General features: G+C 66.9%; 20 protein-coding genes. 18 read left to right on the top strand and 2 right to left on the bottom strand.

The genetic code is table 11. The annotated features are described in order from the left end of the window. Positions 1-78: 78 nt before the first annotated feature. The 15 genes from GRI75_RS00295 to GRI75_RS00225 all read left to right on the top strand — a co-directional run bounded on the left by GRI75_RS00295 (position 79) and on the right by GRI75_RS00225 (position 14445). Positions 79-1014 carry a ribose-phosphate pyrophosphokinase gene (locus GRI75_RS00295; RefSeq protein WP_160744954.1) on the top strand — a complete coding sequence of 312 codons (936 nt, stop codon included), beginning with the start codon at positions 79-81 and terminating at the stop codon, positions 1012-1014. Then, positions 1014-1418, top strand: a complete 405-nt coding sequence (locus tag GRI75_RS00290) for a cupin domain-containing protein (protein WP_160744953.1) — start codon at positions 1014-1016, stop codon at positions 1416-1418. Before GRI75_RS00295 ends, GRI75_RS00290 begins: the two co-directional genes overlap by 1 nt. Next, entirely contained in the window at positions 1415-2194 is a 780-nt protein-coding gene (locus tag GRI75_RS00285; protein ID WP_160744952.1) for an inositol monophosphatase family protein, read from the top strand. The genes GRI75_RS00290 and GRI75_RS00285 overlap by 4 nt, the downstream gene beginning before the upstream one ends. A 123-nt stretch (positions 2195-2317) precedes the next feature. Continuing rightward, complete coding sequence (rpmI, locus tag GRI75_RS00280; protein ID WP_160744951.1) at positions 2318-2521, top strand: 50S ribosomal protein L35; 204 nt, start codon at positions 2318-2320, stop codon at positions 2519-2521. A 29-nt stretch (positions 2522-2550) separates the two neighbouring features. Next, the gene (rplT, locus tag GRI75_RS00275; RefSeq protein WP_160744950.1) at positions 2551-2910 is read left to right on the top strand and encodes a 50S ribosomal protein L20; all 360 of its coding nucleotides are present in this window, start codon (positions 2551-2553) and stop codon (positions 2908-2910) included. A 180-nt stretch (positions 2911-3090) separates the two neighbouring features. Further along, positions 3091-3996, top strand: coding sequence for a helix-turn-helix domain-containing protein (locus tag GRI75_RS00270; RefSeq protein ID WP_160744949.1), 906 nt, complete (start codon positions 3091-3093; stop codon positions 3994-3996). 40 nt (positions 3997-4036) lie between these two features. Beyond that, complete coding sequence (gene pheS, locus GRI75_RS00265) at positions 4037-5173, top strand: phenylalanine--tRNA ligase subunit alpha (protein ID WP_160744948.1); 1137 nt, start codon at positions 4037-4039, stop codon at positions 5171-5173. Beyond that, positions 5170-7557 carry a phenylalanine--tRNA ligase subunit beta gene (gene pheT, locus GRI75_RS00260; protein ID WP_160744947.1) on the top strand — a complete coding sequence of 796 codons (2388 nt, stop codon included), beginning with the start codon at positions 5170-5172 and terminating at the stop codon, positions 7555-7557. The genes pheS and pheT overlap by 4 nt, the downstream gene beginning before the upstream one ends. Before the next feature lies 1 nt (position 7558). Beyond that, positions 7559-7975 (top strand): hypothetical protein, encoded by a 417-nt coding sequence (locus tag GRI75_RS00255; protein ID WP_160744946.1) that lies wholly within the window; start codon positions 7559-7561, stop codon positions 7973-7975. 132 nt (positions 7976-8107) lie between these two features. After that, positions 8108-9631 carry a peptide chain release factor 3 gene (locus GRI75_RS00250; protein WP_160744945.1) on the top strand — a complete coding sequence of 508 codons (1524 nt, stop codon included), beginning with the start codon at positions 8108-8110 and terminating at the stop codon, positions 9629-9631. Positions 9632-9759: 128 nt separating this feature from the next. Beyond that, on the top strand, positions 9760-10338 hold the full coding sequence (locus GRI75_RS00245; protein ID WP_160744944.1) for a pyridoxamine 5'-phosphate oxidase family protein: 579 nt from the start codon (positions 9760-9762) through the stop codon (positions 10336-10338). Further along, positions 10335-11045: an endonuclease/exonuclease/phosphatase family protein gene (locus GRI75_RS00240; protein WP_235911081.1), complete on the top strand. Its 711-nt coding sequence runs from the start codon at positions 10335-10337 to the stop codon at positions 11043-11045. The genes GRI75_RS00245 and GRI75_RS00240 overlap by 4 nt, the downstream gene beginning before the upstream one ends. A 158-nt stretch (positions 11046-11203) precedes the next feature. Next, positions 11204-11542: a P-II family nitrogen regulator gene (locus tag GRI75_RS00235; RefSeq protein WP_160744943.1), complete on the top strand. Its 339-nt coding sequence runs from the start codon at positions 11204-11206 to the stop codon at positions 11540-11542. A 20-nt stretch (positions 11543-11562) separates the two neighbouring features. Continuing rightward, positions 11563-12888: an ammonium transporter gene (locus GRI75_RS00230; protein WP_160744942.1), complete on the top strand. Its 1326-nt coding sequence runs from the start codon at positions 11563-11565 to the stop codon at positions 12886-12888. Positions 12889-13329: 441 nt separating this feature from the next. Beyond that, positions 13330-14445 carry an OmpA family protein gene (locus GRI75_RS00225; RefSeq protein WP_160744941.1) on the top strand — a complete coding sequence of 372 codons (1116 nt, stop codon included), beginning with the start codon at positions 13330-13332 and terminating at the stop codon, positions 14443-14445. A 611-nt stretch (positions 14446-15056) separates the two neighbouring features. Here the strand turns inward: GRI75_RS00225 and GRI75_RS00220 are convergent. Beyond that, positions 15057-15497, bottom strand: coding sequence for a TIGR01244 family sulfur transferase (locus GRI75_RS00220; RefSeq protein WP_160744940.1), 441 nt, complete (start codon positions 15495-15497; stop codon positions 15057-15059). Further along, complete coding sequence (locus GRI75_RS00215) at positions 15494-16291, bottom strand: TerC family protein (RefSeq protein WP_160744939.1); 798 nt, start codon at positions 16289-16291, stop codon at positions 15494-15496. The genes GRI75_RS00220 and GRI75_RS00215 overlap by 4 nt, the downstream gene beginning before the upstream one ends. 208 nt (positions 16292-16499) lie before the next feature. Here GRI75_RS00215 and GRI75_RS14710 point away from each other — a divergent pair, with 208 nt between their 5' ends. From GRI75_RS14710 to argF, 3 genes are all read left to right on the top strand, one after another. Beyond that, positions 16500-17243 carry a cold-shock protein gene (locus GRI75_RS14710; protein ID WP_160744938.1) on the top strand — a complete coding sequence of 248 codons (744 nt, stop codon included), beginning with the start codon at positions 16500-16502 and terminating at the stop codon, positions 17241-17243. A 129-nt stretch (positions 17244-17372) separates the two neighbouring features. Continuing rightward, on the top strand, positions 17373-18560 hold the full coding sequence (locus GRI75_RS00205; protein ID WP_160744937.1) for an aspartate aminotransferase family protein: 1188 nt from the start codon (positions 17373-17375) through the stop codon (positions 18558-18560). 2 nt (positions 18561-18562) lie between these two features. Continuing rightward, positions 18563-19492: an ornithine carbamoyltransferase gene (gene argF, locus GRI75_RS00200; RefSeq protein ID WP_160744936.1), complete on the top strand. Its 930-nt coding sequence runs from the start codon at positions 18563-18565 to the stop codon at positions 19490-19492. Positions 19493-19528 lie beyond the last annotated feature (36 nt).

The following is a 19528-nucleotide window of genomic DNA, read 5'->3' as shown; positions in this document are numbered from 1 at the left end:
AAAGGCGGGCATCCGGGGTAGAGGCAGCCGAAGCGATTCCCCGCGCGGCGTTCAGCGGCATCAAGGAGCTCCCCGTCGATGAAGATCATGGCCGGCAATTCCAACCTGCCGCTTGCCCGGGCGATCTGCGGCTATCTCGAGATGCCGCTGACCGATGCGAGCGTGCGCCGCTTCGCCGACGAGGAGATCTTCGTCGAGATCCACGAGAACGTCCGCGGCGAGGACCTCTTCATCGTCCAGTCGACCAGCTATCCGGCGAACGACAACCTGATGGAGCTGCTGATCGCGATCGACGCGTGCAAGCGCGCCTCGGCCAAGCGGATCACCGCGGTGGTTCCCTATTTCGGCTATGCCCGGCAGGACCGCAAGCCCGGCCCACGCACGCCGATCTCGGCCAAGCTGGTCGCTAACCTGATCACCGAAGCGGGTGCCGACCGGGTGCTCTCGGTCGATCTCCACGCGGGGCAGATCCAGGGCTTCTTCGATATCCCGACCGACAACCTCTATGCCGCGCCGACGATGGCGGCCGACATCCAGGCGCGCCTCGGCGACAAGGACCTGATGGTCGTCTCTCCCGACGTGGGCGGCGTGGTCCGCGCCCGCTCGCTGGCCAAGCGGCTCGACAACGCGCCGCTGGCGATCGTCGACAAGCGGCGGGAGCGCCCCGGCGAATCCGAGGTGATGAACATCATCGGTGACGTGAAAGGCCGCAGCTGCATCCTGATCGACGACATCGTCGATTCGGGCGGCACGCTGTGCAACGCCGCGCAGGCGCTGATGGATGCCGGCGCGAAGAGCGTCGCCGCATACATCACGCACGGCGTGCTTTCGGGCGGCGCGGTGGCGCGGGTCGACAAGTCGGCGCTGACCGAGCTGGTGATCACCGATTCGATCCTGCCGACCGACGCGGCGAAGGATTCCACCCGCATCCGCATCCTGCCGATCGCCCCGCTGATCGGCGAGGCGGTCCGCCGGATCGCCGACGAAAGCTCGGTCAGCTCGCTGTTCGACTGATGCGCGCGGCGATCGCCCTCCCGCTGCTTGCCGGTCTCGCAGCTTGCGCTGATGCCGATTCGCGCATTGCCACGTACCAGCCGGCGCAAGGCTCGAACGAAGTGCTGCGCGGGCCGATCCAGGCGGCGCCAGGGCATGAGCTGGTGGTCGGCGACCTGGTCATGCCTGCGGGCAGCGAGATCCCGCGGCATTACCATCATGGGGATGAGTTCCTCTACGTGATCGGCGGATCGGCCGTGGTCTCCCGGCCCGGAGCGCCCGACCTGACGCTGCTGCCGGGGCAGGGGCTGCGAATCCCGCCCGGCACGGTCCACTGGGGCCGCGCGGGGCCGAACGGCGTACGTGCCGTCGCCTCGTGGGTCGCCGCCGATGGGCAGCCGCTGCGCGTGCCGGTGCCCGAATGAACCTCTCGGCCGAAATCGCCCTGGCCCACCGCCTGGCCGACGCCGCGCGCGCGGCGATCCGCCCGCACTTCCGCGAGCCGGTCGCCTCGGAGCGAAAGGGCGACGCGACCCCGGTGACCATCGCCGACCGCGAAGCCGAGCAGGCGATGCGCCGGATCCTCACCGCCGAAGTGCCGCAGGACGGGGTGCACGGCGAGGAGTTCGGCGTCAGCGAAGGCCGCTCGGGCCGGCAGTGGGTGCTCGATCCGATCGATGGCACTTGCGCCTTCCTGGCCGGGCGAGCGACGTTCGGCACACTGATCGCGCTGCTGGTGGACGGCTTCCCGGTGCTCGGCGTGGTCGACCAGGCGATCCAGGACGAACGCTGGCTCGGCGTGGCCGGGCAGCGCACGACGCTCAACGGCAAGCCGGTCTCGACCCGCCCCTGCCGCGAGCTGTCCGACGCCACGCTCGCCACCACCGGCCCGCAGTACTTCACGCAAGCCGAAGGCGACGTGTTCATGGCGCTCGCCGGCAAGACCGATCACAAGCGGATGATCATGGGCGGCGACTGCTACAACTATGCCCTGCTGGCGACCGGCTTCGTCGACGTGGTCTGCGAATCGGGGCTCAAGCTGCACGATTTTGCGGCGCTGGTGCCGGTGGTCGAAGGCGCCGGCGGCACGATGTGCGACTGGAACGGCGAGCCTCTCCACGCCGGATCCGACGGTCACGTGCTGGCGATCGGCGATCCGGCGCGGCTGGAGGACGTGCTGGAGGCGGTGGGCGGCCACTGACGCCTTGCCTTTCGCGCCCGTTGCCTCTAGGGGCGCGCTCTTCAACGACACGTAATTCATCTGCCGGTCTGGCCAAAAGGGCTGCCAGGGCTGGTTGGACGTGTCCCTGACAAGGAGACGAAAATGCCCAAGCTGAAGACCAAGAGCGGTGTGAAGAAGCGCTTCAAGATCACCGCCAACGGCAAGGTCAAGCATGGTGTCGCCGGCAAGCGCCACCGCCTGATCAGCCACAACGCGAAGTACATCCGCCAGAACCGCGGCACCACCGTGATCTCCGACGCCGATGCGCGGACGATCAAGAAGTGGGCCCCCTACGGCCTCGGCTGAGCCCGGTTTAGAGACAGGAGTATTTCGACATGTCACGTATCAAGCGCGGCGTAACCACACGCGCCAAGCACAAGCGGATCCTGGAACAGGCCAAGGGCTACCGGGGCCGCCGCAAGAACACCATCCGCGTCGCCCGCCAGGCGGTCGAGAAGGCAGGCCAGTACGCCTACCGTGACCGCAAGGTGAAGAAGCGGAACTTCCGCGCCCTGTGGATCCAGCGCATCAACGCTGCCGTCCGCGCGGAAGGCCTCACCTACTCGCAGTTCATCCACGGCACCAAGCTGGCCGGGATCGAGCTGGACCGGAAGGTCATGGCCGACCTGGCGATGAACGAGAGCGGCGCCTTCGCCGCGATCCTCAAGCAGGCCAAGGACGCGCTGCCGGCATAAGCCGCCGCTGCCGGAACACCGAGGGCGCGAACGGTCAGCCGTTCGCGCCCTTTTGTTTTTGCGAAGAAAAATGTGCATCGCGGTCCTCGCCATTGCCACAAAAGATGGTAAACAGGCGGTGCAGGGGCGCGGGGATGAACTGTCGATCGGTGCATCGCCCGCACACTTGGGGGCTAAGCGATGGACGCGACGATCGCGATCGATGTTCGCTATTACCGGCTTTCGGAGCCGCTCCAGCCCTATTTCACCGCCCTCTACGGTTTCGCGTTCGACTGCCCGCCCGATCGCGCGATCGAGGATCACCTGCATCCGGAATGGTCGCAGATGCGGTTCTTCAAGGGCGCTCCGCCGCATGCCTGCATCGGCCCCGGGCCGCTGCGCGAACAATGGCCGTTCGTAGCCAGCGGGCCGACCAGCCGCTCGATTCGCTTCGCCCTGCGCGCCGGCAAGGTCTGGGGGCTTGGCCTGAAACCGGCCGGTTGGGCGCGGTTCGCGAAAGGCCCGGCCCAGGCGATTGCGGACCAGACCGTCGACGGGTCGACGCACCCGGCCTTCACGCTGTTCGCGCCGATCCAGCGAATGGTGGAGCAGGAGGATACGGACCTCGACAGCATGGCCGTCAGGATCAACGATTATCTGATGGCTCAAGCCGACCGGCCGCCCGAGAACCGGCTCATCTCGGATTGCCACGAAGCGCTGAGCGATCCGGAGATCGCCAGCGTCTCGCAGCTGGGAGAGCGGCTCGGCCTCGGCGCGCGGTCGCTGGAACGGCTTTGCGGCCAGCATTTCGGCTTTCCGCCCAAGCTGCTGTTGCGCCGCCAGCGCTTCCTGCGCAGCCTCGCCGAATTCATGCTCAACTCGCGCCGCAGCTGGAGCGAGGCACTGGACGGGCAGTATCACGACCAGGCGCAGTTCGTGCGCGACTTCCGGGCGTTCATGGGCATGACGCCGAGCGAATATGCCGAGATGCCGCACCCGATCCTCGACCGGATCATCGCCCAGCGCATGGCGGACCAGGGCGCCGCGCCGCAGACCGACTTGCCGACGCTGCTGCGCTATACCGCGCGTCCGCCGCAGGCCGATTAGGGCTTGGGCCGCGGCGTCGCGCCCGCTAACAGGCGCGCCGATGGAAGACTACCGGACCCTTGAAGACCAGGCGCGCGAGCGGATCGCCGCAGCCGCCGACCTGAGCGCGCTCGAAGCGCTGCGCGTCGAGTATCTCGGCAAGCAGGGCAGCGTCTCGGCGCTGCTCAAGACTCTGGGCGCGATGGCGCCGGAGGAGCGGCAGGAGAAGGCGCCGGCGATCCAGGCGCTGCGCCAGTCCGTGTTCGATGCGCTCGCCGCGCGCAAGGCGGAGATGGAAGCGGCCGAGCTCGAGCAGCGGCTGGCCGCCGAGACCCTGGACCTTTCGCTGCCCGCGCCGGAAATGCCGAAAGGCTCGGTCCACCCTGTCAGCCAGGTGATGGACGAGCTGGCAGAGATTTTCGCCGACCTCGGCTTTGCGGTCGCGACCGGGCCGGAGATCGAGGACGACTGGCACAACTTCACCGCCCTCAACATGCCGGAAAGCCACCCAGCCCGGGCGATGCACGATACGTTCTATTTTCCCGATGCGGCGCCTGAGGGTGAGCCGGCCTCAAGCAGCGCAGCGGTAGGCCAGAAAAGGCGCATGCTGCTGCGCACGCACACCAGCCCCGTGCAAGTGCGCACGATGATGAGCCAGGGCGCGCCGGTGCGGATCATCGCGCCGGGCCGAGTCTATCGCTCCGATTCCGATGCGACGCACACGCCGATGTTCCACCAGATCGAAGGCCTGATGATCGATCGCGGCATTCATCTCGGCCACCTCAAGTGGACGCTGGAGACGTTCCTCAAGGCGTTCTTCGAGCGCGAGGACATCGTCCTGCGCCTGCGCCCGAGCTACTTCCCGTTCACCGAGCCTTCGGTGGAGGTCGATGTCGGCTTCGCGATCGAGAACGGCCGGCGTGTCCTTGGCGGCTCGGGCGACGAGCCGGGCCACGGCTGGATGGAGCTGCTCGGCAGCGGCATGGTCAACCGGCGGGTGATCGAGTTCTCCGGTCTCGATCCCGACGAATGGCAGGGCTTCGCCTTCGGGGTCGGCGTCGACCGCCTGGCGATGCTCAAGTACGGGATGGACGACTTGCGGGCTTTCTTCGACGGCGACGTGCGCTGGCTGCGGCACTACGGCTTCTCGCCGTTCGACCAGCCGACGCTTTCCGCCGGGGTGGGAGCGCGCGCATGAAGTTCTCGCTCGGATGGCTGAAGTACTTCCTCGAGACCGAGGCTTCCGCCGCGGAGATCGCCGGCGCGCTCAACCGCATCGGCATCGAGGTGGAGGGGATCGAGGATCCGGCCGACAAGCTGGTCGGCTTCCGCGTGGCCGAAGTGCTCACGGCCCGGCCGCACCCGGATGCCGACAAGCTGCAGGTCCTGACCGTGAACACGGGCGAGGGTGAGCCGCTGCAGGTCGTCTGCGGTGCGCCGAACGCGCGCGCCGGGATGAAGGGCGTGCTCGGCCTGGCGGGCGCGATCGTCCCCGCAAACGGCATGGAGCTGCGCAAGAGCGCGATCCGCGGCGTCGAATCCAACGGCATGATGTGCTCGGTTCGCGAGCTGCAGCTCGGCGACGAGCACGAGGGGATCATCGAGCTGCCGGCGGACGCACCGGTCGGCACGAGCTTCGCCGAGTACCACGGCGCCAGCCCGGTGTTCGACGTGGCGATCACGCCCAACCGGCCCGACTGCATGGGCGTCATGGGCATCGCCCGGGACCTTGCAGCCGCAGGCATGGGCACGTTCAAGCCGTTCTCCGTCGAACCGGTCGCCGGCACGTTCGCCTGTCCGATCGAGATCCGCACCGACGATCCCGAAGGCTGCCCGGCGTTCTACGGCCGGGTGATCCGCGGCGTGAAGAACGGCGCCTCGCCCGAATGGATGCAGCAGCGGCTGATCGCGGCGGGCCAGCGGCCGATCTCGGCACTGGTCGACATGACCAACTACCTGATGCTGGCCTTCGGCCGGCCCGCGCATGCCTACGACCTGGCGAAGCTCAGCGGCGCTCTGGTTGCGCGGCGGGCGAAGGACGGCGAGCAGGTCCTCGCGCTCAACGAGAAGACCTACACGCTCGACGCCGAAATGACCGTGATCGCCGACGACAGCGGCGTGCACGATATCGCCGGGATCATGGGCGGCGAGCACTCCGGCGTGTCCGAGAGCACGACCGATGTCCTGCTCGAGATCGCGTACTTCGACCCTGAGCGGATCGGCCAGACCGGCCGCCGCCTCGGCCTCGCCAGCGATGCCCGCACCCGCTTCGAGCGCGGCGTCGATCCGGCGTTCCTGGACGAGGGACTCGAGATCCTCACCGCGCTGATCCTCAAGATCTGCGGCGGCGAGGCTTCGGAAGTGGTTCGCGCCGGTTCGCCGCCGTGCGAGGCTAAGACGATCGCCTACGATCCCGGCTTGGCCGAGCGCCTGGGCGGCATCGCGATCTCGGAAGAGGAGCAGCGCCGCACGCTCGAGATGCTCGAGTTCGAGGTCTCCGGCGACTGGCGGGTCACCGCGCCGCTGCGCCGCCACGACATCGAAGGCCCGGCCGACATCGTCGAGGAGGTGGTCCGCATCCACGGGCTCGATTCGATCGAGAGCGTCGCCCTGCCCCGCGCCGACGGCGTGGCCCGCCCGACCGCCACGGCCGAGCAAGCGCGCGAGCGCCGCGTGCGCCGCGCAGCCGCAGCGCGCGGCCTGAACGAGGCGGTCACCTGGTCGTTCATCCCCGAAGCCGAGGCCGCGCACTTCGCGAACGGCGATCTGTGGAAGCTCGAAAACCCGATCAGCGAAGACATGAAGGCCATGCGCCCCTCGCTGCTGCCGGGCCTGCTCTCCGCCGCCAAGCGCAACGCGGATCGCGGCGCGGAAGGCGTGCGCCTGTTCGAAGTCGGCCGCCGGTACTTGCGCGGGCAAGACGGACGCAGCGACGAACGTCCGACAGTGGCCGTGCTGCTCGCAGGCGAGAAGACCCCGCGCGGCTGGGCGACCGGCAAGGCAGCGGCGTTCGACGCGTTCGACGCCAAGGCCGAAGCGCTGGCGCTGCTCGAAGCGGCCGGCGCGCCCGTGGCTAACCTGCAAGTCGCCGGAGAGGCTGGGGAGCAGTTCCACCCCGGCCAGTCCGCAACCCTCCGGCTTGGCCCGAAGAACATCCTGGCCCGGTTCGGCGCGCTGCATCCGCGTACCCTCGAAGCTTTCGACATCGACGGTCCCGTGATGGCGGTGGAAGTGTTCCTGGACGCCATTCCGGCGAGGAAAGGCGGCGGCGCGTTCGCCCGCCCGGCCTACAGCCCGCCTGCGCTGCAGTCGGTCCTGCGCGACTTCGCGTTCCTGGTCGATGCTGCCCTGCCGGCAGGCGATCTGCTGCGCGCGGTACGCGGCGCCGACAAGGCCAACATCGCCGATGCGCGGATTTTCGACGATTTCCGCGGGCAGGGCGTGCCCGAGGGACGCAAGTCGCTGGCGATCGAGGTCACGCTCCAGCCGGGCGAGAAGAGCTATACCGACGCGGAGCTGAAGGCGATTTCCGATCGCATCGTCGCCGCCGCCGGCAAGCTCGGCGCGGAGCTCAGGGGCTGAGATGATCGAGCGGTTCCTCCACGGCCTCAGCGAGAAGATGGAGGACCCCGACGACTGCTCCTACATGACGGTCGTCATCCCGGGCGACATCGATCCGCTCCAGCGCCACTACCGTTTCAGCGTCTATGTCGATGCCGAGCTGCGGCTGGCGGGGCTGGGGTGCAGCATGGGCGGCGGCACGCTGTTCTACGACACCGGCGACGAGGACGACGCAGGTAGTGCCGAGGAGGAGGAGATCGCCTTCTGCGTGCTCGATGTCGACGCGACGGACATCGACCGCGCACGGGCGCTGCTGCGGACGCACCTGCCGGAGCTCGGCGCGCCGGCGGGCACGCTGGTGCAGTGGGAAGATCGCGAGGACCGCTACGACGGCGCCCGCTGGCACCTCGCCGAGCCGCGCAGCATCGACGACATCTAGCTAGGGCAGTCCAGCCGTACGCCTAGCGCTTGCGGGAGCGCCCACCCGTGGGCATATGCGCGCCTGCAAGATTGCTCTCCCGACAACCCTATCCGCCAATCCTCCCGCAACCGGGACGGGCACGAGGCCACCATGACGTCCAACCGCCGCACTTTCGCGATCATCTCGCACCCCGACGCCGGCAAGACCACGCTGACCGAGAAGCTGCTGCTGCAGGGCGGCGCGATCCATCTCGCCGGCGAGGTCAAGGCGCGGGGACAGGCGCGGCGCGCGCGGTCCGACTGGATGAAGATCGAGCAGCAGCGCGGCATCTCGGTAACCAGCTCCGTGATGACCTTCGAGCGCGACGGCGTGACCTTCAACCTGCTCGATACCCCGGGCCACGAAGACTTTTCGGAAGACACCTACCGCACTCTGACCGCGGTCGATTCGGCGATCATGGTGATCGACGCCGCCAAGGGCATCGAGCCGCAGACTCGCAAGCTGTTCGAGGTCTGCCGCCTGCGCTCCGTGCCGATCATCACCTTCGTCAACAAAGTCGACCGGGAAGGGCGCCCGGTGTTCGAGCTGCTCGACGAAGTGGCCGACATGCTTGCGCTCGACGTCAGCCCGCAGGGCTATCCCGTCGGCATGGGCGGCATGTTCCAGGGCGTGCTCGATTTCGCCACCGGGTCGGTCAGCCGGCCGGAGGGACCGAGCAAGGAGTTCCTCGGCCGCCGCGACGAGAACGCCGAACTGCCGGAAGACCTCGCCGAGGAAATCGAGCTGGCCCGCGCAGGCTATCCCGAATTCGACATCGAGGCCTACCGCAACGGCGACCTCACCCCGGTCTATTTCGGCTCCGCGCTGAAGAACTTCGGCGTCAGCGAGCTGATCGATGCGATCGCCAGGTTCGCTCCACCGCCACGCCCGCAGCCAAGCGACGAGGGGCCGATCAGCCCGGAGCGCGACGAAGTGACCGGCTTCATCTTCAAGGTCCAGGCGAACATGGACCCGCAGCACCGCGACCGGATCGCCTTCATGCGAATGGTCTCCGGCACCTTCAAGCGCGGTATGAAGCTGACGCCGAGCGGCTCCGGCAAGCCGATCGCCGTACATTCACCGATCCTGTTCTTCGCCCAGGACCGCGAGATCGCCGACACTGCCGAGGCGGGCGACATCATCGGCATCCCGAACCACGGCACCCTGCGCGTCGGCGACACGCTGAGCGAGAAGAACGCCGTGCGCTTCACCGGCCTGCCGAACTTCGCGCCGGAAATCCTTCGCCGCGTCCAGCTCAAGGACCCGACCAAGACCAAGCAGCTCAGGAAGGCGCTCGACGATCTTTCCGAGGAAGGCGTGATCCAGGTCTTCTATCCGGAGTTCGGCGCGCAGTGGATCGTCGGCGTCGTCGGCCAGCTCCAGCTCGAAGTGCTCGTCTCGCGCCTCTCGGCCGAATACAAAGTGGAAGCCGGGCTGGAGGCATCGCCCTTCGCCACGGCGCGCTGGCTCAAGGGCCCGCAAGCGGCGCTCGACAGCTTCGCCGAGTTCAACCGCGCCAACCTCGCGCGCGACCGCGACGGCGACATGGTGTTCATGGCCAAAAGCCCGTGGGACGTTGGTTACCAGCAGGAAAAGAACCCGGAGCTGACCTTCTCCGCCATCAAGGAACGTTGACCGCGTCGTCCCGGACCCGATCCGGGACCGCTGCCAGTAAGGTCCGGCCCGGGCGGCCAGCGATCCCGGGGCAAGCCCGGGATGACGAAGTTGTTGTCTCGGATCGGCCGCCGCTCTAGCGCCGGCTTATGGCCGATTTCTTCGACGAGCTGACCGAACAACACGCGGCAATGATCGCGCAGCAGCCGGTGTTCTTTGTGGCGACCGCGGCCGAAGGCGCGCGGATCAACCTCAGCCCCAAAGGCTACGACGCCTTCCGCATCCTCTCGCCGAAGCGCGTCGCCTATCTCGACCTCGGCGGCTCGGGCAACGAGACCAACGCCCATCTTCTCGCCGACGGGCGGATCACGCCGATGTTCTGCAACTTCCAGCAGCCGGCGCTGATCCTGCGGATCTACGGCAAGGGCCGCCCGGTCGTGCCGTGGGACAGGGATTGGGACGATCTCGCTGCGCATTTCACGCTGCTGCCCGGCACCCGCCAGATCTTCGACATCGAGGTCGAGAGCGTGCAGACGAGCTGCGGCTGGGGCGTGCCGCTGATGACTCTGGAGAAAGAACGCACCACGCTGGTCAAGTACCACGCCAAGGCCGATCCCGTCGTATGGGCCGGCAAGTTCAAGACCCGGCGCACGAGCATCGACGGCCTGCCGGCGAAAACCACGGATCGCTACATCGCCGGGGATCCCGGAACCGTTCCGTCAGATTGAGCACTTCCTTAGCCACCGTGCAGCTCACTTTCGCCAGCTACAACATCCACAAGGCCGTGGGGCTCGACCGCAAGCGCGATCCCGAGCGGATCCTCTCGGTCATCCGCGAACTCGGCGCGGACATCGTCGCGCTGCAGGAAGTCGACCGCCGCTTCGGCAGCCGCGAATCCGTCCTGCCGCGCCAGTCGGTGGAAGAGCATGGCTGGCATATCGCCCCGCTGCGCAGCCGCCCCGCCAGCATCGGCTGGCACGGCAACGCCATCCTGGTGCGCGACGGGATCGAGATCGCCGGCGCCGAACCGGTCGACCTGCCGCGGCTGGAGCCGCGCGGCGCCGTCTGCGCTCATTTACGCATCGACGGGCGGCCGCTCCATGTCGTTGGCATGCACCTCGATCTCTCGGGCCTGCGCCGGCTGCACCAGATCGAGGCCGTGCGCGCCCACTTGCACGACCGCGAACCCGCCGTGCTCCTCGGCGACTTCAACGAATGGTCCCCTCGCTCCCGCTGCTTCCGGGCCTTCGGGGACGGGTGGACCGTGCTCGCCCCGGGGCGCAGCTTCCCCAGCAACCGCCCGCTTGCCCAGCTCGACCGCATCGTCCACTCGCCCGGCTGGAGCTGCGACGATGCACGCGTGCACCATAGCGCGCTCGCCGCGATCGCGTCCGATCACCTGCCTGTCACAGCGAAGCTGGCCCTGACTGCCTAACTTTTAGGCAGTCTGCCCGTTCGACGGGCGAGCGCCATCGCAGCCGGGTACCGCGCTTTCGTGCAACCCGCTGAAATGTAGTGTTCCTGCCGATCTGGCACAGCAGTTGCATTGCGAACTCCGGCCGGAACCGAACCGGTAAGCAATAGGGACTCGTGATGAAATTCATCATCGCCATCATCAAGCCGTTCAAGCTCGACGAAGTCCGCGAGGCGCTCAGCGCCATCGGCGTCGCCGGGATGACGGTCTCCGAGGTCAAGGGCTTCGGCCGCCAGAAGGGGCAGACGGAAATCTACCGCGGGGCGGAGTATTCCACCAACATGCTGCCCAAGGTGAAGCTGGAGATCGCCGCCAGCGACGCGCTCGCGCCGCAAGTGGTCGAAACCATCCAGCAGTCCGCCAGCACCGACAGCATCGGCGACGGGAAGATCTTCGTGCTCGACCTCGCGTCGACCACGCGCATCCGCACCGGCGAGACCGGCGACACCGCGCTTTGAGCGACATGAGGGGTAACAACATGATCCGCAAACTTTTCTGCGGCGGCATGGCGCTCGGTGCGTCGATCTTCGCCGCCACCGCCGCTTACGCGCAAGAGGCTGCCGAAGCGGCCGCCGCCGTTCCCAATCCCGGCAACAACGCCTGGATGATGACTTCGACCCTGCTCGTCCTGCTGATGATCCTGCCGGGCCTGGCGCTGTTCTATGGCGGCCTCACCCGCTCGAAGAACATGCTCTCTATGATGACCCAGATCGGCGCCACGGCCGCGCTGGCGATGGTCATCTGGATCCTGTGGGGCTTCTCCACGGCCTTCGGGCCCGAGGGCAACGCCTTCTTCGCCTGGGGCAACGCCTTCCTGCTGAACAGCTCGCCCGAAACCACGGCGGCGACGTTCTCCGACGAGGTGATCAGCGAGTACGTGTTCATCGCCTTCCAGATGACCTTCGCCGCGATCACCGCCGCTCTGGTGCTGGGCGCCACGGCGGAGCGGATGAAGTTCTCCGCCACGATGCTGTTCATGACGATCTGGCTGACGATCGTCTATTTCCCGATCGCGCACATGGTCTGGGCCGGGGGCGGCCTGCTGTTCGAAATGGGCGCGCTCGATTTCGCCGGCGGCACCGTGGTGCACATCAATGCCGGCGTGACCGGTCTGATCCTCGCGCTGCTGCTCGGCAAGCGCCGCGGCTATCCGGCGGAGCCGATGCCGCCGCACTCGCTGACGCTGACCATGGTCGGCACCGGCCTGCTGTGGGTCGGCTGGTTCGGCTTCAACGCCGGCTCCGAGCTGGAGGCCGACGGCATTGCCGGCCTGGCGATGATCAACACTTTCGTCGCCACTGCCGGCGCGGCGCTCACCTGGATGCTCGTCGAGAAACTGATGGGCCACAAGCCTTCCGCTCTCGGCTGGTGCTCGGGCGTGATCGCCGGCCTCGTTGCGGTCACTCCGGCGGCTGGCAACGCCGGCCCGATGGGCGCACTGGTGCTCGGCGCCATCGCTTCCGTGGTCGCCTACTTCGCGGTCGCCAAGCTCAAGCCGGCGCTCGGCTACGACGACTCCCTCGACGCCTTCGGCATCCACGGGGTCGCCGGCATCGTCGGCGCCATCGGCACCGGGGTGGTCTACTCTCCGGCTCTCGGTGGTCCGGGCGATCCGGCCGAATATGCGATGGGCGCGCAAGTCACCACGCAGATCATCGCCGTGCTCGTGGCCGTTGCCTGGGCCACTATCGGAACCCTGATCGCCGCGTTCATCGTCAAGCTGCTCACCGGCCTGCGGGTCTCCCACGAGGCGGAAGTCGAAGGTCTCGACATCGCCGAACACGGGGAGCGTGCCTACAACTGATGCCAGTTCGGCGGGGCCGGAACTCCTCCTCCTCCTCCCCGGTCCCGCCACCCGACGTTCCTCCTGCGAACGTAACTCGAAGGGCCGGAGCAAGTGCTCCGGCCCCTTTTTTCGTCTACCGTATGACGGGCGGAGCGGCGGGCATGAAATGAACGCCGCTACACTTGTGCCTTGTGCGACAGCGCTGGTCGGCTAAAGATGGCACGGCCGAAAAGCCGTGATATTTCGGCAACAGTCTTGCGTGAACTGCCCCTTTCGGCGCGCCACAGGTCCGATTTTGCTCGTCTTGAGGAACAATTCACTCTTGGCTGAATATTGGTTTCGGAACACAAGGCTGTCTCCACAGGGGCAGGGCGCCGCAGGGTCGCGGCATTCGGCAACTTGAAGTTTAGATTTTTACAAGACCGTTGCGAACAACGTACGGCTTTTGAAGGAGGTCCCATGCGAAAAATTATCCTAGGAATGGCGGTAGCGGCTACGGCTTTGACCAGCCCTGCCCTGGCGCGCGATGGCTACGGCTATTTCGGTGCTGACATCGGCCTCGTCGACGTCAAAGATCACGACGTTTACGTGAACGGCTTCGATAACGGTTTCGAGGTCGAGGAAAAGCAAGGGTTCGAACTGGGCGCCTTCCTTGGCTACGACTGGGGCATGCTCCGGACGGAAGCCGAAGTGGCCTACAAGGAATTCGATCCGGACAACGTAACGGCCGGTTCCTTCGGCGTGCCGGTGTTCGACGCCACGAACCCGACCCCCGGAACCTGGGACCTCGGCGGTGAATCCCGCCTGACGACCGCGATGGCCAATGCTCTGTTGGACTTCGGCGGCAACGATGGCGTCGGCTTCTCTGCCGGCGTGGGTGCCGGTCGCGCCTGGCTCGACAGCCACTTCACGACTGCGCCTTACCAGACCTATCTCAACGACAGCGACAGCGCATGGGCCTACCAGGCCATTGCGCAGGTGCGCGTTCCGGTTACCGAAGGTGCGGAACTCGGTCTGAAGTACAAGTACCTCAACACCCACGAGTTCGACATGGTCGACCAGATTGGTCGCTCCTATCAGACCGAACTGGCGACGCACTCGTTCCTGTTCAGCCTGATCGCCAACTTCGGTGGTCCTGCTGCGGTCGTGGCTCCCCCGCCGCCCCCGCCGCCGCCGCCCCCGCCGCCGCCTCCTCCGCCCCCGCCGCCGCCGCCTGCCGCGGTCTGCAACAAGGGCCCGTACATCGTGTTCTTCGACTGGGATAAGTCGAACATCACGCCTGAGGCTGCGACCATCCTCGACAGCGCCGTCACGGCTTATGCGAACTGCAACAGCGTGCCGATCATGCTGGCGGGTCACACCGACCGTTCGGGTTCGACCCAGTACAACATGGGCCTGGCCGAGCGTCGCAACGCCAGCGTCCGTCAGTACCTCACCGGCCGGGGCATCCCGAGCGGTGCGATCACCGGCCAGGCGTTCGGCGAGTCCATGCCGCGTGTCCCGACCGCGGACGGCGTGCGCGAACTGCAGAACCGCCGCGTGGAAATCACTTACGGTCCCGGCTCGGGCATGTAAGCGGCTTCTACAAAGCCAAGCGAAACGGGGCCGGGGGAGAAATCCTCCGGCCCTTTTTCTTTGCCCGGCGCATGTTGCTTAGGGGGCACTTCGGGCAGGCCGTGGAGGATTTGCGCTCGCAGAGGCGCAGAGGCGCAGAGCAGATGATTTTCACGCAAAGGCGCGAAGGCGCGAAGATCCCGCGGCGAAGCCGCTATCCGAACACTCGATGGATGCTCCAGAGCGCAGCGCCCAAAGCCGCTCCTTCTTTTCGGCTTCGCGTGACGAAAAACCCTCCGCGCCTCTGCGCCTCTGCGAGCGCATCAAAAAGACAGATCTCACACGAAGCCACGAAGCCACGAAGGTGAGTCTCCTTGTGTCTTCGTGTATTCCTGTCTTCGTGTGAGCCACACGTCCTTCGAGACGCTCGGAATGCGTCCTCGCTCCTCAGGATGAACGGGGTTGGGGGGTGGCTGCAGTCTGCTCGTAGCATTCGGGCGACCAAAACCGGATCACCCCCAAACCGTTCGTCCTGAGGAGGGATCGAAGCTGCAGGCTGAGAGCCCGTCTCGAAGGACGCCCGCGCGCCCGAGTTGCCGGGCCTCTGCCCCCGTGCTCCGGTCGGGAGCGGATCAGCGCGATGCTTGCGCGGAAAGCCGGTCGATCGCCCCGCGAATCGGCGAGACGTCGTATCCCGCGTCGGCCGCGGCGTCGGCGATCCCCTGCGGATCGCTGCCCGCAGCCGCTTGCGCCAGCGCCCAGAGGAGCGTCGACCGCGTTCCGGAGCGGCAATAGGCCAGCACTTTGCCGTCGGCGTTCGCCAGCGCGTCGGCCATCGCGCGCACCTGTCCCTCGTCGAAGCCGCCGGGGCTCACCGGGATCGCGACATAATCGATGCCGGCCGCGCGCGCCGCCGCCTCTATCTCGCTGCCCGGGGGCTGGTCGGGCGCTTCGCCGTCGGGGCGGTTGTTGATGATCAGCCGAACGCCCTCTGCGTGCGCCAGCTCGACATCGGCAGTGGTGATCTGCGCGCTGGCAAGCACGCTGCCGGAAAGCTCGTGGAAACGGCTCATCCTTGTGCCTCGGCCTTCTTTTGCGCGCGCTGGCGGCGCTTGACCATGTTGAGCATCTCGACGCCCACGGAGAAGCCCATCGCGACGTAGATATAGCCCTTCGGCACATGGAAGCCGAATCCGTCGGCGATCAGCACCAGTCCGATCATCACCAGGAAGGCCAGCGCCAGCATCACCAGGGTCGGGTTCCGTTCGATGAACTTGGCCAGCGGGTCGGCGGCAACCATCATGATCCCTACGGTGATGATCACCGCGGCGACCATGATCGGCACGTGGTCGGTCATGCCGACGGCTGTGAGGATCGAATCGACCGAGAACACCATGTCGAGCAGGATGATCTGCACGATCGCGCTGCCGAAGGTCAGGCTCACTACGCTCTGCGTCTTGTCGAGCAGCTCGCCGGAATCCTCTTCGGGGCTCATGTTGTGGTGGATCTCCTTGGTCGCCTTCCACAGCAGGAAAAGCCCGCCGGCCAGCAGGATCAGGTCGCGCCCGGAGAAGGCGGTCTCGAACGTGGGCTCGCCATGCGGGCCCGGCGCGCCGGCGATCCCGAGGTCGAACAGCGGGACCTGCAGGGTCACGATCCAGCCGATCACCATCAGCAGCATGATTCGCATGATCAGCGCCAGGATCAGCCCGATTCGCCGGGCCTTCTGCTGCTGGTGCACCGGCAGCTTGCTCGACAGGATGGCGATGAAGATCAGGTTGTCGATGCCGAGCACGACCTCCAGGATCACCAGGGTAACGAGCGCGAGCCAGGCTGCGGGATCGGAGAGCAGGGAGAGGATGTCCATGGCCGGGCTTCTGCCCAAGCGCCGGGGCGGAGGCAAGCGTTCAGCAGCGCCTCTGAGGGCCTCAGTTAAATTGTTCGCACTCCCCGCGCATCTACGCTATGAGTCGCAGGCGACTGTGTGGGGGGATCGCCTCTGCAAGCCGTCCGGGGGGCGATTTCGTCCACGCCGCCGGGTGAAGGATAGGGCGAAACGAAGGTACGTTCGTTAGATGGGTTACGATAGAGGTCGTCGCGGCCGGGGACGCGACAAGCGGGACGGTTTCGGAGAAGAAACTTTCGATCCGTTCGTAGAGGGTGGTGCGCCCAGTGGCGGTGGAGACCGCTGGGGCGGCGGCGGTGACCGATTCTCGGGCGGCGGCGGTGGCTCTCGCGGCGGCGGCTTCGGCGGCCCGCGCAGCGACAGTGGCGGCTTCGGTGGCCCACGCGGCCCGCGGCCTGGTGGCCCCGGTGGCGGTGGCGGCGGCATGCCCGCCCAAGTCGTCGGCACGGGCCAGGGCAAGGTGAAGTTCTTCAACGTCCAGAAGGGCTTTGGCTTCATCCAGCAGGATTCGGGCGGTGAGGACGTGTTCGTCCACATCAGCCAGGTCGAGCGCGCCGGTCTCGAAGGCCTGGCCGAAGGCCAGGAACTCCAGTTCAACCTGGTCGATCGCGGCGGGAAGGTCTCCGCGGCCGACCTGCAGGTCGTCGGCGACGTGATCGCCGTGGAGCAGAAGGCTCCGCAGCGGGAACTGACCGGCGAAAAGGCCAGCGGCACGGTCAAGTTCTTCAACGCCATGAAGGGCTTCGGCTTCATCACGCGCGATGACGGCAAGGAAGATGCCTTCGTCCACATCAGCGCCGTCGAACGCTCCGGCCTGCCCGGCATCAACGAAGGCGATCGCTTCGAATTCGACCTCGAAGTCGACCGACGAGGGAAGTACTCGGCGGTCAACCTTGTGCCCGTTCAGGGCTGACACGCCTGCGCAGCGCCCGGTTGTTCGACCGGGGCTGACTAGTCCATAAACGGACGCAAATGGCGGCCTTCACGGCCGCCATTTGTCGTTCCGTCAGGTGTCGTTTTTCTGATCCAAGGAACTCCCAAGATGTCGATCACTCCGCTGATGCCCGTGTACCCCCGGAGCGGCGTGCGGCCCGTTCGCGGCGAGCACTGCCACCTGATCGACGAGGACGGCACACGCTATCTCGATTTCGCGGCGGGTATCGCGGTCAACATCCTCGGCCATTCGCATCCCGGTCTGATCGGCGCCATCCAGCGGCAGGCGGAGACGCTGATGCACGTCTCCAACCTCTACGGCAGCCCGCAGGGGGAGGCGCTGGCCGCGCGGCTGGTCGACCTGACCTTCGCCGACACCGTGTTCTTCACCAACTCCGGCGCCGAAGCGGTCGAATGCGCGATCAAGACCGCGCGCGCTTATCACCAGTCCGCCGGCAACGACGACAAGTTCGAGCTGATTACTTTCGCCAACGCCTTCCACGGGCGCACGATGGCTACGATCAGCGCCTCCAACCAGGAGAAGATGCACAAAGGCTTCGCGCCGCTCCTGCCCGGCTTCAGGTACGTCGAGTTCGGCGATCTCGAGGGCGTCAAGGCGGCGATGGGCCCGAACACGGCCGGGTTCCTGATCGAGCCGATCCAGGGCGAAGGCGGCATCCGCACCGGCACCGACGAGTTCATCACGGGCCTGCGCCAGCTCGCCGACGAGAACGACCTGATGCTGGTGTTCGACGAAGTGCAGACCGGCGTCGCGCGGACCGGCACTCTTTATGCTTACGAACAATACGGGATCGAGCCGGACATTCTCGCCACAGCCAAGGGCATCGGCGGCGGCTTCCCGCTCGGCGCCTGCCTCGCCACCGAGAAGGCGGCGCGCGGCATGACCTTCGGCACCCACGGCTCGACCTATGGCGGCAACCCGCTCGCGATGGCCGCCGGCATGGCCGTGCTCGACGCCGTGGCCAACGACGAGTTCCTCGCCGAAGTGCGCGAGAAGGGGGAGCGGATCCGCACCCGGCTGGAGCAGTTCATCGGCAACTATCCCGAACTGTTCGAAGGCGTGCGCGGCAAGGGCCTGATGCTCGGCCTGCGGATGAAGGTGGAGCCGAGGCCGTTCATGCAGCACTTGCGCGACAGCCACCAGCTGCTGACCGTCGCCGCCGGCGACCAGACGCTGCGCATCCTGCCGCCGCTCGTGATCGGCGACGCCGAGATCGACGAGTTCTTCGACAAGCTTTCGGCCGGCGCGGCCGATTACCGGCACCCGGAGTCGTGACGATGGCCTTGCGGCACTTCCTCGAGCTGTCCGATGCCGGCGGCGATGCCATAGCGGCGATGTTGAACGACGCGATCGACCGCAAGGCGGCGCGCACCGGTTGGCCCAGGGGCAAGGCGGACGCCGACGCCCCGCTCGCCGGCCACGTCCTGGCGATGATCTTCGAAAAGAACTCCACCCGCACCCGGGTGAGCTTCGACATCGCCGTGCGCCAGCTCGGCGGCGTTCCGCTGGTGCTCGACTCCGCCACGACCCAGCTCGGGCGCGGGGAAAGCATCGCCGACACCGCGCGCGTTCTCAGCCGCATGGCCGACGCGATCATGATCCGCACCGACGACCACGCGAAGATCGAGGAAATGGCGCGCCACGCCACGGTCCCGGTGATCAACGGCCTGACCGATCGCTCCCACCCCTGCCAGATCGTCGCCGATCTGCTGACGGTGATCGAGCACGGCAAGGCGCTGCCCGGGCTCGAGGTGGCCTGGCTCGGCGACGGCAACAACGTGCTTCATTCGATCCTCGAAGCCGCCGCACTGATGAAGTTCAACGTCCGCGTCGGTACCCCTCAGGGTTACGAGCCGGACAGCGAGTTCGTCGAGCTGGCGCGCCGCGCCGGGGTGCAGGTCACGCTGACGGGCGATGCGGCGGAAGCCGTCGCCGGGGCGGACATCGTCGTCACCGATACTTGGATCTCGATGGGCCAGGATCACGCGCACGAAAAGCTCGCAGCGATGGAGCCGTTCCAGGTCAACGACGCTCTCATGGCAGGGGCCAAGGCCGATGCCCGCTTCCTGCACTGCCTGCCGGCGCATGTGGGGGAGGAGGTCAGCCAGAGCGTGTTCGAAGGGCCGCAGTCGGTGGTCTTCGACGAAGCCGAAAACCGCATCCACGCGCAGAAGTCGATTCTGCTCTGGTGCTTCGGCAAGCTCTAACGGCACCTTCAATCCCGGGGCAACGGGCCCATATGG

The organism is Croceibacterium soli, assembly GCF_009828065.1.
Classification (GTDB): domain Bacteria; phylum Pseudomonadota; class Alphaproteobacteria; order Sphingomonadales; family Sphingomonadaceae; genus Croceibacterium_B; species Croceibacterium_B soli.
Note: the sequence above shows the minus strand (reverse complement) of the source record. Positions and strands in the feature narration are given on the sequence as shown.